The following is a 16,058-nucleotide window of genomic DNA, read 5'->3' on the forward strand; positions in this document are numbered from 1 at the left end:
CCGGTGGGTGGTGGGGTCAGTCGCGGTCGAGGACGGCGCCGAGGACCCAGGTGACGATGCCGACGAAGAGGGCACCCAGGACGGCGGCCGGCCAGAAGCCGTCCACCTCGAAGGGCAGCCCGACCTGGTCCGCGATCCAACCGGTCAGCAGGAAGAGCAGACCGTTGACCACCAGGGCGATCAGACCGAGGGTCAGCAGGTAGAAGCCGCAGCCCACGGTCTTGATGATCGGCTGGAGGACCCCGTTCACCACGCCGAAGATGACCGCCACGAGGACCAGGGTCAGCACCGTTTCGCTGACCGACTCCGTGTCGAGAGAGATGCCGGGGATGATCAGGGTAGCCAGCCAGAAGGCCACCGCCGTGGCGCCGACCCGGATCAGTAGACCTTTCAGGAAATCCATGGCCGGCATGGTGTCACGACCAGGCCAGAGACGGTACCCGCGAGATCGCCTGTGCCGGTCTCAGGCGCGCGACGGACGACCGACCAGTTGGGCCTCCAACGGGGTGCCGGCGAGCAGCACCCAGCGCAGAGCCCGCCGGTTCACCACGGCCACCATGTCGGGCCGGATCCGGGTCAGCCAGTCGGCCGCGTCGCCGAGCCCCAGGGCGGTCCCGGCGATCGAGGCCTCCGCAGGACTCAACGGTTGTAGCAGGGCCAGGTCGGACCGGCCCAGGGCATCCGCGTCCGCCGGGGTCAACTCGTCGCGTACCAGCAGGGTGGTCTGCCAGGCCGCACCCGGCCGGGGACCGCCGGTGGGCGGCGGCGCGTCCAGGACCACCAGCAGCGGTGACAGCGGGGTGCCCGGCTCGGTCTCCACCGGCCTGCCGGGCGGAACCAGCGGGATCGTCTCGCCCGGCGTGCCGACCCCGCGTACGAACGGTTGCCAGGCCTGAGGTCGGCTGGTCTGGACGACGACTCGGCAGCCCAGGGCCATCGCCCGCATGGTCAGCAACTGGGCCGCCCGCACCCCGCCGACGATCATCACCCGGGTGCTCTCCGGCCGGAACAGCCGGACGGTGACCGGATCGCCGTGCCGGTTGGCTCCCACCACCAGGCCGGCTGAGCCGTACGGCAGGTCCAACTCGGACCCGACCCCGAGGGTGGCCGGGACGGGCGGGGCCAGTGGCAGGGTGTCCGCCAAGCCGCAGAGGTGGGCCCCGTCGAGTCGCTGCACCACCCCACCGGCCGTCGTCACCAGCCCGCGCAGCGCCCGCGCGGCGGCGGAGAGCTCGGCGGGAGTCGAGGCGCTGATCCGTACGGTCAGACCCTCGGTCGGACCCGGCTCGGCGTGCAGGGACACCGTGACCGCGGTAGCCGGCAGCGTCAACAGCCGCGGCACCAGCTGACGTCCGCCCTCCGAGGTGGGCCATCGGCGCAGTCGGAAAGTGGTCTGCAACAACCCGCCGCAGCGCACGGCCTGCCAGGACTCCCGAACGGGTCGCCCGTCATGGTGGGCGAGTTCGGCGAACACCCGCAGCGCCGCCTGCTCGCCCAGCGGTCGGATCGACAACGAACCGGAGCGGCGGATGATCCGGCGGACGGTGCTGGCCAGGGTTCGCCGTAACGCCTCCTCCGACCAGCCCTCCGTCCGGATGACCCGTACGGCCAGTACCCCCCGTTCCCAGCCGGCCAGCCGACCCTGGGTCAACTGGCGGTACGAGGTGGCCGACAGGCCGCCACCGGCACGGAGCGCCGGAGCCGCCGAGGCGGACAGCACCAGCTGAATGCGTACCGGCGGAGCCTGGTCGGGGTCGGCCGGTAGCAGGGCGGCGGGCGAGGGCAGGTGCTGCCCGCCGTCGCCGAGCAGATCGGCCCGGTCGCCGATTTCCAGCAGTGCCACCACCCCACCGGGGTCGTCGAACAGCACCGCCGAGGAGCCCGCCAGATCGGCCGGGTGACGCACGGTGTCCGGGGCGACCAGATCGAGCAGGGCCGCCGGTCCGCCCGGCGCGGTGAGTGCGCGTTGCCGGGTGAGATAGCCCAGACCGGTGCCCGACCACTCGTACAGCCACCGCTGACGAACCCGGCCCCAGGCGAGCAGCAACAGGGCTACGGCCAGCACGGCGGCGGCCGACAGCGTGACCACGCCCCGGCCCGAGGCGGCGACGACCACGGCCACCGCCACCTGCGTGGTCACGACCTGCCCTGCCCGAGGTCGATGCTCTCGCCAGTACTCACCGCGCCCGGCCGTGGCGGCGGCAGGTGGGATGCGCTGCTCGGGCGACCCTTCGGTCGGGGCAGGCGCAACCGTGGTCGGGAGGCTTGTCATCGCCACCGCACCTCCTCGGCCGGTCACCCGCCGCAACCCGACTGCCGCCCATCGTAGTGAGCGAACGGGATCAGCGTTGTCCACAGGGGAACGGGACGGGGTAGCACAACAGCGACGGTGCCGCTACCGTCAGCGACGAGACGTCATTGGTCCGATCCCACGGCCCGCAAGCCCCTTCCGGTGCCGGCGGGTGCGTGATGTTCGCAGGGCCAGCCACGACCCAGCAGACAAGGAGATGTCGGGGTGTCCCAGACCCAGGCACAGGCCGCGGTGATGCAGCAGACCGCGGCGAAGTTCGAGCAGACGGACCAGTCGTTGCAGTCGATGCTCAGTGGACTGCTGACCCAGCTGGAGGTTCTCCAGCAGGCCTGGCGCGGGGCCGGTGGCCGGTCGTTCGAGCAGGTGAAACAGCAGTGGGCGCAGGACCAGGCCAGTTTGCAGCGGGCGCTGCGCGAGACCGCAGGGGCGATCCGCACGGCCGGTACGCACTACGACGCGTCGGACGCCGAGGCGGCCAGCCGGGTGTCCGCCACCAACCGCGGCGGCATTCAGTTGCCGCTCTAGACCACGATCCAGGGGGATTCGATGGAGCACGGTGTGCTTGTCGTCAACTTCGCCGCGCTGCAGCAGGCCAGCGCGGACATCCAGCGGGCGTTGAACACGCTCGACTCGCAGTTGGGCCAGCTGGAACGGGATGCCGCCCCGTTGGTGGCCACCTGGTCCGGTGAGGCCCAGCAGGCGTACGAGCAGCGGCAGGCCCGGTGGCGCAACGCCTCCCAGGACCTCCAGGCGATGCTGCGTGACATCAAGCTGGCGGTGGACGAGTCAGCTGCCGACTACCTGGACACCGAGAAGAAGAACGTCGGCCTGTTCCGGTGACCACCAGCGGCGACGCCGCCCGTTCGGTTGAGCGGCGTCGCCGCGCGTCAGGCCTCGGGGTGGGTGGTTCGTCAAGCGGGGTCGGCGGGACGCCAGCGGCGTCGGGCACCCCGGGGCACGATCAGGGCCGTCAGCACGATGCCGACCACCAGCACAGCGCCCGTGGTGGCCAGCAGGACGGCCCGCTGCCGGGCGGCGGCCCGGCGGTTCTGCTGGGCTACCAGTGCGGGGTCGGGCCCCTCGTCGGGCAGGGCGATGACCGGGGCGGGCCGGGTGACCCTGCCGGTGGCGGACTCGGTGACCGCCCGATACGGGTTCAGCACCCCGGCGCCGTAACCGTTGCCGGGGGCCGGGTCGGCGGTGGCCATGAGCCGGTCGGCCACCTCCGGGGCGCTCAGCTCGGGACGGTACTCGCGCAACAGGGCCGCCGTGGCGGCCACGAACGGCGCGGCATAGCTGGTCCCCTCAGCCCGATGATGACCCTGCCCGGGAGCGGCCATCAGCACCTCCGAGCCGGGTGCCATCAGATCCACATAGGATCCGACCTGGGAGAAGTCGGCCCGGACACCGTCCGCCCCGACCGCACCGACGCCGAGTACCCCCTCGTACGCCGCCGGGTACGGGCGCGGATCACCGCTGCCGTGCAGGTTGCCGACGGCGGCCACCACGACCACATCCCGGGCCAGGGCGTAGCCGATCGCCTCGCGTACCGCCGGATGGTCGGCGTACAGGACCACGGACAGGTTGACCACATCGGCGCGGTTGTCCACCGCCCAGCGGATCGCGCGGGCGAAGTCGGCCGGGGCGACCGTACGACCTGCTCCCTGACCGTCCACGATCTGCTGTTCGCTGACCCGTACCGGCAGAATGCGGGCCTTCGGTGCCAGCCCGCGCAGGCCGGTTCCGTCCCTGGGGGCGGCGGCGATGATGCTCGCCACCCCGGTTCCGTGGCCGACGCAGTCGCGGGTGCCGTCCCCGCCGGGATCGAGCAGGTCGGTGCCGGTGAGTACCCGGCCGGTCAGCTGTGGGTGGCGTCGATCCACCCCGGAATCGACCACCGCCACGGTCACTCCCGATCCGGTAGCCAAGGAGTGCAGCCGCTCGGGCGCGTACCGTTGCTGTGGCCAGGGGACCGCGGACACCGGCCGGGCAGGTGCTGGTGGTGCCTCGCAACCCGGCGTCCGGCCGGTCGTGACCGAGGCGACAGCCGTCCCGGCCCCGACCGCATCCGCCACGAACAGCAGGACGGCGGTCAGACCCGCGAAAAGGGGATGCCGAGCGTACCGGGACATCGACCGCCTCCGTATCGTGTCGACACCGGAACGGGATGTTATCGCCTGGGACGAAACGGCGGTGGATCCCAGCCAGCCTTGTCATTGTGATCTTGATATGACCTTGTAGGTTGTAACCGACACCTATGGCCTGGGCCCGGGAGGAGGGGGTGGCCGTGACCGACTGGGAGCCGGCCACCGAGGCGGAAGCGGCGCTGCGGGACGCACTACGCAGCAATGACCAACAGCTCTACTTCCGCATCCTGTCCAGCATCGAACTGCTCCTGCCGATCTCCGCGCCGACGGTCCCCGGATCGGCACCTGCGGGTTGGGGCACCTGGACCACCGGTGGGCGTACGCACGTCCTGGCCTTCACCTCCGTCGAGGCGATGCGGGCCTGCCTGGGTGAGTACGGCGCGTCCGCCCGCCGCACCGGCTACGCCGAACTGGCCACCGGTTGGCCGAACCACGAGTGGTGGTTGGCGGTCAACCCCGGCTTGCCCATCGAGGGCTACCTGCCCGCCTGGTACGTCGCTCAGCTCTCCCGGGGTGACGTCCGGCTGCCCGGCCGCACCGTCGGTGCCCGAGCCAGGCTGGAGCGGGTCGAGGCGATGAGTCGGCTGCGCGAATCCGGCCCGGCCGCGAACCCCCCGGCACAACTCCGCCCGAGTCGACCGGAGATGCCTCCGCCGGTGATCCCGGCCGCCTTTCAACTCTCCGACGTCGCGGTGACCGCACCGGGCGCAGGCACCCGAGTGCCCGGTCAACCGCCCGCCGGTCAGCCAACGGGCTATCCGGGCGCCGGTCACCTCAGGCCGAGCGCCCCCGAACCCCGACCCGGCCTCAGCGGCCAGCGCCCGGACCTCGCCGGTGGCGCGCGTCCCGAGACCGCCGATGGCCTCTGGGGGGACCGCCAGGGGCACCTGCCGCCGCGCCAGCCCATGCCCCCGCCCGGGGAGACACTCGGTCGACCGGTCACCGCCGAGCAGGACGGAGCCCCAGCCAACGGTCAGGCCGCCGACCACCCGCCCCGGCGGTCCTTCTTCGAACCGGCCTCCGGTCGGACGGCCTCCCGAAGCGAGCGGGCCACCGCGCCCTCCCGGTTCTCCCGCAGCGGGCAGCCGTTCCCCCGCCGTGGCCAGGCCCCCGAGTCGACCGCCGACGGCACCACCCGAGCCTTCGACTTCAGCCAGGACGCCCAGACCGGCGGCCTGACCCGGCCCGACGCGAACGGCGAGGCGACCCAGCCGCTGCGGCCCCCGGCCGACCCGTCGCCGGAACCGACCCAGCGTCTGTGGTCGACCGCGCCGACCGATCTGACCGGCTCGGTGCCAGGCGACCCGACCGCAGAGACCCAGGCGCTGCCCCGCCGCCAGTCGACCGAGGGTGGCGAGCAGACCCTCCCGTCGGCGGCGGAGCCGGTCTCCGCCCCGCCCGAGCCGAGGCGCGGGTTCACCCCGATCGTCATAGAGGGCACCATCATCGAGGCCCGGGACCTGACTTCGGGGCCGCCCGCGCAGCAGCACCCGGAGCCCGGTACGACCCAACGCCAGGCCCCCGAAGCAGGCCCGACCCTGCCCCCGACCTCCGAGGCACCGCAGACCTGGCCCACTGAGGCGGAACCGACGGCACCGATCACCCCGAGGCAGGCGGAACCGACGACGACCTTCTTTCCGTCCCAGGCGGAGCGGACGGTGTCGTTGTCCCCCTCGCAGGGGGAGCCGGAGCAGGCGGATCCGACGACCACGTTGTTCCCCGCGCAGGCGGAGCAGACGGTGGCGATGTCCCCGTCGCAGGCAGACCCGACGACGCTCTTCCCGTCGCAGGCGGAGCAGACCGTGTCGTTGTCCCCGTCGCAGGCGGAGCCGGTGGAGGCGGACCCGACCACGACCTTCTTCCCGTCGCAGGCAGAGTCGACCGTGTCGTTGTCCCCGTCGCAGGCGGAGCCGGTGGAGGCGGACCCGACGACGACCTTGTTCCCCGCGCAGGCGGAGTCGACGGTGTCCATGTCTACGTCGCAGGTGGACCCGACGACGACGCTCTTCCCGGCGCAGGCGGAGCAGACGGTGGCGATGTCCCCGGCGCAGGCGGAGCCAACGCAGGTGGATCCGACGATGCTCATCCCGGCGCAGGCGGAGTCGACGGTGGCGATGTCCTCGTCGGCGGCGGAGCCCACGGTGGTGGTTCCGGCGGTGGCGGATGAGGTGACCGCGCCGGTGCCGGCAACCGAGCCCTCACTGTTCGACCCGTCGCCGTCGCACAAGGCCGCCGCCGGACCTGAGCCCGAGGACACCGTCGCGACGCCCACCCTGCCATTGGCCACCCCGGAGCCGGCCACCGCGTCGCCACCGGAGGAGCCCGCCCCGGCATCGGGGGTGTCGCCGGCAGGGTTCGAGCCGGCCAACGAGGTGGAGGAGGATCTGCTCGCCGCTGCGGGGGCCGCGAAGACCGACACCTTCCTGTCGACACTGCTGCTGGCCCGGGTCCTCCTGCCGATCGCCCCGGACTCCGCCCCGGGCAGCCGCCCCGGTGACCCCGGGTACGTCTGGCCGACGGTGGAACTGGACGATCAGACCTTCGTGGTGGCCTACACCTCGCCGCAGCGTCTCGCCGACCATGGCGACCAGGCGGCCGAGACGATGACGGTCCGCTTCGTACAGCTGATTCGCTCCTGGCCCCAGTTGTCATGGTCCTTCGCGGTCAACCCGGGTACCCCGGTCGGTGCGAAGCTGCCCGGCGAGCAGATCGTCGGGCTGGCCAACTGGGCGGCCGAACTCGGGCTCGGTGACGACAACGAGCCGGAACCGGGCGTCGACAAGACGGCGGCGACCAGCAGCCCACCGAAGGTGGCCACCGCAGCCGACCCGACTCGACCGATCGTGATGCAGAAGGCGATCGCGCCCAGTCAACTGGGCTTCTACCTGGAACGTGGCTACGACCGGGTCTCCGGTTTCGTGCACCGGGCCACCGAACTGGCCCACCTCACCACCCCCGACCAGCTCTACCGCGCGCTCGGTCTACAGCATCCGGAGTCACCGTTCGCGGCAGACGCCGAGGAGATCTACGTGTTGCGGTGGCCGGCGTACCGGCCGAGTCTCTACCGCATCCCCTACGGCGGGCAGAACGAGGCCGCGATGCGGGCCATGGAGGGCTGGGTCATCGAACGTCCGCCGTTCCGCGGCAACGGCTTCGCCCCCGGGGAGAGCAGTGAGGTGCTCGCCGAATTCAAGGTGGACAGTGTCCGGCTGCCGCACGGCGCGCAACTGCTGCGCCTGGGTGCGGACGGCACCGAGCGGCTGATCGCCGTCTTCGACGCCGACACGGTCACCTGGTGTGAGGCGGGTGCCCAGTGACCCGCGACGGCTACGTGGCCCGCTGGCGGGGCCGGGAGTACCAGGCCAGCCCGGACGGTGGTGACGTGCGGCTGTACCAGACGGAGCCGGCCGAGGGCTTCGTCGAGGTACGACCCGGCCGGTACCTCCGGGTGGTGCCGGTGGCCGAGGTCGAGGAACTGGCGTACGTGCGGACGACCTGCACCTGGAAGGGACAGCCGTTCATCGTGCTCGGTGAGCACGAGGGTTGGCTGCGGGTCGAGTACACCGGTGGCCGCTGGCCGGTGGCGCAGGCGCTGCGGCTGGAGGCCTTCGACTTCGGCGTCTACCAGGGATGGGCGCCGGTCGGGGAGGTCACCGACCTGCGCGAGCAGCGGGTCTGATCACGACTTGGCCCAGCGCAGGATCTCGCCCAGCACCAGCTCCGAGGCCTCCAGGTGCGGGAAGTGGCCGACCTCGTCCAGCAGCCGCCACTCGTACGGCCCGCTGACGTAGCGACTCGACCCCTGGGCGGTACGGGGTAGGGAGGCCACATCCTGTGCGCCGTGCAGTTGCAGGGTGGGTGCGACAAGCGGCCGTTGCATCAACTTGACGAACCGGTAGCCGTGCAGCCGCAGCACCGACCGGAACGCCCAGCGGTAGCCCTCCAGGGCGCAGAACGCCGCCTGCGGGATCTGCATGGCCTGCCGGTACTGCCGGGCGTACTCGGCGAAGTCCGGGCCGGCGACCCAGCGGGGGCCACCCCAGCGGCGCAGGATCTCCTCCACCGCCCGCCCGTCGTCTCGGGTGAGGACGTGTTCGTAGCGGGGCAGCTGGAACTTCAGGGTGGGTGTGGCGGCGGCGAACTGTCCACGCGGATCGGCGAAGATGGCCGCCCGTAACCGCAGCGGATGCGGGGCACCGAGCACCACCAGCCGGCGTACCAGGGTGGGATGGAAGGACGCCACCGTCCAGGCCACCATGCCCCCGGCTCCGGTGCCGACCACGGTCGCCGAGCGTTCCCCCAGAGCCCTGATCATCCCGGCGACGTCGGCGGCGAGGGTGTATCCGTCGTACCCCCGGGGTGGTTTGTCGCTGGCGCCGTAGCCGCGCAGGTCGACGGCGACCGCGCGGAAGCCGGCGTCGGCGACCATGGGGAGCATCCGGTGCCAGGCCCACCAGTGCTCGGGGAAGCCGTGCAGGAAGAGCACCATCGGACCGGTGCCCGCCTCCACGACATGGAACCGGCTGCCGTTCGCGCCGACGAACCGGTGCGTCCACGGCCCCTCGGTGAGGACGCAGGACTCGTCGACGGCTCCGCCACGCTGCTCGGTCATGACCGACAGCCTAGGACCCCGACGCCGGTAGGCCGGTCCGGCGGCGTGTGTGGTGTCCGGCGCGACCCTTGCCGGGCGAAGGGCGATGCCCCGGGCAGGTGAGCTGCCCGGGGCATCGTGGTCGTGCGGTTACTCAGGAGAATCGGACCTTGGTGTTCAGGCCCTTCTGCTCCAGCACCTTGATCTTGGTGCCGGTGGCCGGCAGCTTCACGCCGTGGTTCGGCAGCTCCGGGAACCAGTACTGCTTGGTGTCGTCGAACAGCGGCTGCGCCGCCTGGCCGCGGATGTACTGCGGCTGGCTGTTGAGGTGCAGCGTGAACGAGTCCGCCTTCTTGAGGCTGAACGGCGCGTCGTAGACCTGGATCCGGGCCCGCCAGGGCTGGCCGGTCAGGTTGTAGATCGGCCGGGGCCGGGAGTCGATGATCAGGTTCCGGCCCTCACCCGGGTGCGCGAACGTGTCGTTGTCCGCCCACCGGGTGTTCCAGTACGAGATCAGCAGACCCTCCTGGTACGCGTAGTGGTCCACGTAGTCCGGCTTGGTGTTGGCGTACCCGAAGAAGTACGGGCCGGTCTTGAGGTACTTGTCGTACGAGATGTACTGCCGGGTGCCCGCGATGTAGTAGTTCGCGAACTTACGGGCGTAGCTCTCCTCGACCACCTCGAAACCACCGGCCAGGGTCCAGCCGGCTCCGCCGTCCTCGGCCCCGTCGGTGAAGACCGTCACGCCGTCGGCGGTCAGGGTGACGGCGTCACCGAAGAAGCCGCCCTCGGAGACCGCACCGTCGGTCTGGTACCGCAGCCGGAAACCGACCTGGTTGCCGACCACCCCGTCCAGCGGAATGGTGACGTCCACCCACTCGTCGTCGGAGCTGCCGTCCAGGGCGAAGCGACCGGGGGAGATCTCCTTGAGCGGCTGGCCGTCGGCGGTGCCGGGCTGGGGAGTCCAGGTCTGTCCACCGTCGATCGAGGTCTCGAAGAACAGGTAGTCGTACTCCGCCTCGATGCTGTAGCGGCCCTTCATGGACAGGGTCGCCGACGACTTCCCGGTCAGGTCGAAGGTCCGGGTCATCGTGCTGTTCAGGTCGTCCGCGTTGCCGGAGAAGAACTGCTTGGTGCCCTCGAAGGGTGCACCGTTCTCGAAGGTGTACTCCCGCTCGGGCAGCACCACCACGGCGGCCTGGGCCTCCTTGGTGTTGTACTCCTGCGGGCCGAGCACCAGGGTCCGCTTCTGACCGGCGACGATCACTTCGTAGTCGAGCCAGCCGAGCTGGAGCTTGTTCCAGGCACCCAGGTCACCGCCGCGCTCGCCGATGCCGCCGTCGTTCTTGGCACCCAGGCGGCTCTGGGCCATCAACGTCCAGTGCTCGTTGTTGTTGTCGCCGCCGCTGATGACGTTGTAGTCGTCCGGCAGACCCAGGTCGTGGGCGTACTCGTGGTAGAAGACGCTGCGACCGCCGTTCTCCGGCTGGATGGTGTAGTCGCCGATCCAGATGCCGGTGTCGCCGATCTGGGTACCCCCGCCCAGGAAGTTCGGCGGACCGGTACGACCCTGGTCGGAGGCGTACGCGTACCAGCGGTGGCTCCAGATGGCGTCCTCGCCGTAGATCGGGTCACCGTCGGCCATGTCGCCACCGGCGTGCACGATCTGGAAGTGGTCGATGTAGCCGTCCGGCTCGTTGAAGTCGCCGTCACCGTCGTGGTCGTAGCGGTCCCACTGGTCCATGGCCCGTACGTCGGCGGCGATCTGGGCGTCCGTGCGCCCGGCGGCCTTCTGGTCGGCCACCCACTGGTTGGCGGCGTCGCGCACCAGGGCCCACACGTTGGAGCAGACGATCGAGTCGCAGGGGTAGCCGTTGGAGCGGCCGTACCGGGCCTGGTTGTAGTTGACCTTGACCCAGTTGCTGACCACACCGTCGACGCTGTAGCGACCCGAGGACTGCGCCTCGTAGTACTGCTTCACGGACTCGTCGCCCGGAGCGGTGCCGAAGTAGAGCGTGCGGAAGTGATCGGCGTCGTAGTTCGGCTGCCACACGGTGGAGTTGTCGACCCGCCGGTCCGGCTGGGGGATCTGGTTGTGCAGCGGCCCGTCGAACCGGGCAGGCCCCGGAACACTGGGGTCGGTGTCCTGGTCCGGGTAGTTCGGGTGCCGCTCGTCGCCGAACTCGGCCAGGATGACGAAGATCTGGTCGGTCTTCTCCCGGGAAAGCTCGACGTACTGCTTCTCGGTGGGCCCCTTGCCACCCTTGGGGGTCTTGGCGTTGCGGCCGGCCTTGCCACCACGGACGGCCCGGTCACCGACCTTGGCCACCGTGCTGCCGTTGATCCGTTCGGTTTTCACACGGCCCGAGAGCACCTCGCTCAGGCCCTCCTGACGCAGTGCGCGACGCTTCTCTTCCAGCGGGTTCGGCAGGTCGTGTTCGGCGTGGGCGGGCTCGGCGATCGACGGCGCGGCCGTCGGCGGCTCCGCGATCGGCGCGGCGGAGGCCGATGATCCGACCGTCAGCCCTGTCGCCGTCATCGAAAGCCCGAGCAGACCCACTGCGAATTTCCGCACGCGGTACCTCCGGATATAGGGAACCGGCCATCGGGGGGTGCAAGCCGGTGAGATCGGCCCCTACGGATGGGGCCACTGGTGAACTTAGGCACTAGTGGGGCGGCTGGGAAGGGGTAACCATCGATTTTATGGCAGTGAATTGCCGACAGGTCTGCTCACTGTCACAACCCCGCCTGGGCCCACCCGCCGTCCGTGCAGGTCCGGACAGACATCGACGGGTGGCGGTCCGCACCGGACCACCACCCGTCGAGGGGTACGACAGGTCAGTCCTCGTCGGACTTGCTCCCGCCCATGCCGGAGGCGATCAACTCCATCACCGAGGAGTCCTGCAACGTGGTCACGTCACCGAGCGAACGGTTCTCCGCCACGTCCCGCAACAGCCGCCGCATGATCTTGCCCGATCGGGTCTTCGGCAGCTCCGGCACCAACATGATCTGCCGGGGCTTGGCGATCGGGCCCAGCGTCTTCGCCACGTGGTTGCGCAGGTCGGCGATGAGCTGCTCACCCGCCTCACCGGCGATGTCGGTGCTGCCGCGCGGGATGGCGAAGGCGACGATCGCCTGGCCGGTGGTCGGATCGGTGGCACCCACCACCGCCGCCTCGGCCACCGAGGGGTGCGAGACCAGCGCCGACTCCACCTCCGTGGTGGAGATGTTGTGCCCCGACACCAGCATCACGTCGTCGACCCGGCCGAGCAGCCAGATGTGCCCGTCGTCGTCCTTCTTCGCCCCGTCACCGGCGAAGTAGATCCACTCGTCACCGCCGGTGCCGCCGGCACCCGCGCCGAACCGGGACCAGTAGGTCTCGATGAACCGGTTGTCGTCGCCCCAGATGGTGCGCAGCATCGAGGGCCACGGCTCCCGCAGCACCAGATAACCGCCACCCCCGTCGGGCACCGACTGGCCCTGGTCGTCGACCACGTCGGCACTGATGCCGGGCAGCGGAGTCATCGCCGAACCCGGCTTGGCGGCGGTGACCCCCGGCAGCGGCGAGATCATGATGCTGCCGGTCTCGGTCTGCCACCAGGTGTCCACGATGGGCAGCTCACCCCGCCCGACATGCTGCCGGTACCACATCCACGCCTCGGGGTTGATCGGCTCACCGACGCTGCCGAGCAGCCGGAGGGTGGACAGGTCGTACCCGGCGGGAATGTCCTCGCCCCACTTCATCATGGTGCGGATCAACGTCGGCGCGGTGTAGAGGATGGTCACCCCGTACCGGTCGACGATCTCCCAGAACCGCCCCTTGTGCGGGGTGTCCGGGGTGCCCTCGTACATCACCTGGGTGGCGCCGTTGGAGAGCGGGCCGTACACGATGTAGGAGTGACCGGTCACCCAGCCGATGTCCGCCGTACACCAGTAGACGTCCGTCTCCGGCTTCAGGTCGAAGATCGCATGCGAGGTGTACGACGTCTGGGTCAGGTAGCCGCCGGTGGTGTGCAGGATGCCCTTCGGGCGGGCCGTCGTGCCGCTGGTGTAGAGGATGAACAGCGGATGCTCCGCGTCGAAGGCCTCGGCGGTGTGCTCGGTCGAGGCCTGCTCCACGGTCTCGTGCCACCAGTGGTCCCGCGACGACCAGTCGACCTGCTCACCGGTACGGCGGACCACCAGCACATGCTCCACCGAGGGGCAGTTGGCCACCGCCTCGTCGACGGTCGGCTTGAGCGCGGACGGCTTGCCCCGCCGGTAGCCGCCGTCGGCGGTGATCACCACCTTGGCGGAGGCGTCCTGGATCCGGTTGGTCAGCGACTCCGCCGAGAACCCGCCGAACACCACACTGTGGGTGGCGCCGATCCGGGCACAGGCCAGCATCGCGACCGCCGCCTCCGGGACCATCGGCAGGTAGATCGCCACCCGGTCACCGGCGACCACCCCCAGGTCGGTCAGCGCGTTCGCCGCCTGGCAGGTCATCCGGTGCAGGTCGGCGTAGGTGATGGTGCGGGTGTCGCCCGGCTCGCCCTCCCAGTGGATGGCCACCTTGTCGCCCCGGCCGGCCTCGACATGCCGGTCGAGACAGTTGTACGCCACATTCAACTGCCCGCCGACAAACCACTTGGCGAACGGCGGATTCGACCAGTCCAGCACCTGGTCCCACGGCCGCGCCCAGGCCAGCCGCCCCGCCTGGCGCTCCCAGAAGGCCAGCCGGTCGGCCTCGGCCTCGGCGTACGCCTCGGCGGTCACATTGGCCTCGGCGGCCAGTGCCGCCGGCGGCGGGAACTGGCGGGTCTCGTTCAGCAGATTGGCCAACGCCTCGCTCATGCCAGCCCTCCGCTTCGCTGCGTGATGCCATGAGGCACTTGGGCGCTGCATTGATGATTCGCTCGCTGGCCCTCGCTCATGCGGTGCTCCTCGTCGTCGGGTGACCTGCGCCTCTCCGGGGCAGGTTAGCCGGGGCCGACGACCATGGCGACGCAAGCCACCCGCCTCCGTCGCCCAACGGACCCTCTCGCGCGCCGAGGTGCAAAACGGTCTCGATGAACGCCGCCGGCCCCTCCTGGTCGGAGGAACCCCACGGCGTACGGGTGGTGTCCGTCGCGTTGCCGGTGACTGCGGCGCGGGCCGACCGGCGGGCTCGATAGCGTGACGGGGTGACGACCGACCCGCTGGCACCGCTGCTCGCGCTCGCCGACATCACCGAGGCCGTCGAACAGGCCCGGACCCGCTTCGACACCGCCCTGGGTCACCGGGCGCTGCGCCGCCACGGTGGCCAGGTCGCCGCCGAAGTGAGCCTGCGTTCCGCGGTCGCCAGTGCCGCCTTGGAGGGCCGGGTCCACGAGCGGGAAGCGGTCCGGGCCGGTACGGTGACCGACCCGGTGCTCCAGGGGGCGCTGCGGGTGGCCGGAGCGCTGCCCGGGCTCAGTGACCGCTGGACCAAGGCCCCCCGGCAGGTGCTGGCGAAACTGCACGTACTGGCCAGCCGGGAGGTGGTCGAGACCGCCGAACTGGGTCGCCCGGTCGAGGATCCGGTGGTCGCCGCCCGCCTGGACGCCCTCGTCGGCCTGGTCGCCGGAGGCACCAAGGTCCCGCCGCTCGTGCTGGCCGCCGTCGTACACGGAGAACTGCTCAACCTGCGCCCGTTCGCCGGCCCCTCCGGGGTGGTGGCCCGGGGCGCTGCCCGCCTGGTGCTGCTCTCCAGCGGATTCGACCCGCGGGGACTGCTGGCGATCGATGTCGGCCACCGCGAGCGCGAACCGGAGTACGTCGGCGCCGCCGGGGCCTTCGCCACCGGCACCCCGGACGGGCTCCGGTCCTGGCTGCGCCACTACATGGCGGCCGTCGAGGTGGGCGCCGACCAGCTGACCGAGATCGGCGACGAGGTCCTGGCCGCGAGCTGAACCCGGCTGCCGGGTGGCCGGGGGTGGGCTGAGGCCGGGTGGTGGCTCAGGCGGGCTGCCGGGTGGGTCAGGCTGAGGTGGTGGGTCAGGCTGAGGTGGTGGGTCAGGCCGAGGTGGTGGAGGCGCGGGTACGCCGGTGCCGGCCGTACCAGGCGATGCCGATCGCCACCCCGACACCCACCCCGAGCGCGGCAGCGGCTACCGGCACCCCCGGCCGCTCCCGCAGCCGACGGCCCAACGGAATCGGATGCCGGAACTCCAGTACCGGCCAGGCATTCTCGACGGCCAGCCGACGCAACTGCCGGTCCGGGTTGACCACGCTGGGGTGCCCCACACACTCCAGCAGGGGCCGATCGCTATACGAGTCGGAGTAGGCGTACGAGTCGGCCAGGTCGTACCCGCGCTCCGCGGCCAGCTCGTTGACCGCCTCCACCTTGCTGGGCCCGGCGGCGTAGAACTCGACCTCACCGCTGTACCGGCCGTCCACCACCGCCATCCGGGTGGCGATCACATCGGTGACACCGAGCAGCGCCCCGATCGGACGTACCATCTCCTCACCCGAGGCGGAGACCAGCACCACGTCCCGACCGGCGGCCTGGTGCTCCTCGATGAGGGCGGCAGCCTCGGCGTACACATAAGGGTTGATCAGCTCGTGCAGGGTCTCGGCGACGATCTGCCGGACCTGTTCCACCTGCCAGCCCTTGCAGAGCGCCGCAAGGTAGTCCCGGGTACGGGCCATGGTCTGCTCGTCGGTGCCGCCCAGCCGGAACATCAACTGCGCGTACGCCGACTTGACCACATCGCGTCGAGTGATCAGGCCGTCCCGGTAGAACGGCCTCCCGAACGCCAAGGCGCTCGACTTGGCGATGACGGTCTTGTCGAGATCGAAGAAAGCGGCACTTCGGCCCACGGCGCGAAAGTCTAGCCCGATGGTCTATGGTCGGCGGGTGCCCGGGGGTCGAACCTCCTCGGACCTGCGGGGCAGCCCTCACCATGCTTGCGAACGGTGACCGCGGTCACACTCTGCGAACAGGATTTCGCAGGGAGTGGAGGCTACACCACTCGACGTACACAGGCTCACTCAGGCAGACTTGTCCACA

The 16,058-nt window shown here is 70.8% G+C and carries 12 protein-coding genes; 5 read left to right on the forward strand and 7 right to left on the reverse strand.

What is annotated here, in order from left to right; all coding sequences use genetic code 11:
* Window positions 1-16: 16 nt before the first annotated feature.
* Together ACLQ2T_RS16985 and eccE are read right to left on the reverse strand one after the other, a co-directional pair.
* Complete coding sequence (locus ACLQ2T_RS16985; protein ID WP_425767214.1) at window positions 17-403, reverse strand: phage holin family protein; 387 nt, start codon at window positions 401-403, stop codon at window positions 17-19.
* A gap of 60 nt (window positions 404-463) precedes the next feature.
* On the reverse strand, window positions 464-2,272 hold the full coding sequence (gene eccE / locus ACLQ2T_RS16990) for a type VII secretion protein EccE (protein ID WP_425767216.1): 1,809 nt from the start codon (window positions 2,270-2,272) through the stop codon (window positions 464-466).
* Window positions 2,273-2,515: 243 nt separating this feature from the next.
* Between eccE and ACLQ2T_RS16995 the strand changes: the two genes are divergently transcribed.
* Together ACLQ2T_RS16995 and ACLQ2T_RS17000 are read left to right on the forward strand one after the other, a co-directional pair.
* Window positions 2,516-2,836, forward strand: a complete 321-nt coding sequence (locus tag ACLQ2T_RS16995; RefSeq protein WP_327023213.1) for a WXG100 family type VII secretion target — start codon at window positions 2,516-2,518, stop codon at window positions 2,834-2,836.
* A gap of 21 nt (window positions 2,837-2,857) precedes the next feature.
* On the forward strand, window positions 2,858-3,151 hold the full coding sequence (locus ACLQ2T_RS17000; protein WP_327023212.1) for a WXG100 family type VII secretion target: 294 nt from the start codon (window positions 2,858-2,860) through the stop codon (window positions 3,149-3,151).
* A gap of 71 nt (window positions 3,152-3,222) precedes the next feature.
* On the opposite strand, the gene mycP is transcribed toward ACLQ2T_RS17000, so the two are convergent.
* Window positions 3,223-4,443, reverse strand: a complete 1,221-nt coding sequence (mycP, locus tag ACLQ2T_RS17005) for a type VII secretion-associated serine protease mycosin (RefSeq protein ID WP_425767219.1) — start codon at window positions 4,441-4,443, stop codon at window positions 3,223-3,225.
* Window positions 4,444-4,598: 155 nt separating this feature from the next.
* Between mycP and ACLQ2T_RS17010 the strand changes: the two genes are divergently transcribed.
* Both ACLQ2T_RS17010 and ACLQ2T_RS17015 read left to right on the forward strand, forming a co-directional pair.
* Window positions 4,599-7,775, forward strand: coding sequence for an SseB family protein (locus tag ACLQ2T_RS17010; RefSeq protein ID WP_425767350.1), 3,177 nt, complete (start codon window positions 4,599-4,601; stop codon window positions 7,773-7,775).
* Window positions 7,772-8,137 (forward strand): hypothetical protein, encoded by a 366-nt coding sequence (locus ACLQ2T_RS17015; RefSeq protein ID WP_425767221.1) that lies wholly within the window; start codon window positions 7,772-7,774, stop codon window positions 8,135-8,137. Before ACLQ2T_RS17010 ends, ACLQ2T_RS17015 begins: the two co-directional genes overlap by 4 nt.
* Here the strand turns inward: ACLQ2T_RS17015 and ACLQ2T_RS17020 are convergent, their stop codons facing one another.
* The 3 genes from ACLQ2T_RS17020 to acs all read right to left on the reverse strand — a co-directional run bounded on the left by ACLQ2T_RS17020 (window position 8,138) and on the right by acs (window position 13,882).
* On the reverse strand, window positions 8,138-9,070 hold the full coding sequence (locus ACLQ2T_RS17020; RefSeq protein ID WP_425767223.1) for an alpha/beta fold hydrolase: 933 nt from the start codon (window positions 9,068-9,070) through the stop codon (window positions 8,138-8,140).
* 133 nt (window positions 9,071-9,203) lie between these two features.
* Window positions 9,204-11,609, reverse strand: coding sequence for an immune inhibitor A domain-containing protein (locus ACLQ2T_RS17025; protein WP_425767352.1), 2,406 nt, complete (start codon window positions 11,607-11,609; stop codon window positions 9,204-9,206).
* Window positions 11,610-11,887: 278 nt separating this feature from the next.
* Window positions 11,888-13,882 carry an acetate--CoA ligase gene (acs, locus tag ACLQ2T_RS17030; protein WP_425767225.1) on the reverse strand — a complete coding sequence of 665 codons (1,995 nt, stop codon included), beginning with the start codon at window positions 13,880-13,882 and terminating at the stop codon, window positions 11,888-11,890.
* Between the two features lie 329 nt (window positions 13,883-14,211).
* On the opposite strand from acs, the gene ACLQ2T_RS17035 reads away from it, so the two are divergent.
* Window positions 14,212-14,958, forward strand: a complete 747-nt coding sequence (locus ACLQ2T_RS17035) for an oxidoreductase (RefSeq protein WP_425767227.1) — start codon at window positions 14,212-14,214, stop codon at window positions 14,956-14,958.
* Window positions 14,959-15,061: 103 nt separating this feature from the next.
* Here the strand turns inward: ACLQ2T_RS17035 and ACLQ2T_RS17040 are convergent, their stop codons facing one another.
* The gene (locus ACLQ2T_RS17040; protein WP_425767229.1) at window positions 15,062-15,868 is read right to left on the reverse strand and encodes an HAD family hydrolase; all 807 of its coding nucleotides are present in this window, start codon (window positions 15,866-15,868) and stop codon (window positions 15,062-15,064) included.
* Between the last annotated feature and the right edge of the window lie 190 nt (window positions 15,869-16,058).

Source organism: Micromonospora sp. DT229 (genome assembly GCF_049844505.1).
Lineage (GTDB): Bacteria > Actinomycetota > Actinomycetes > Mycobacteriales > Micromonosporaceae > Micromonospora.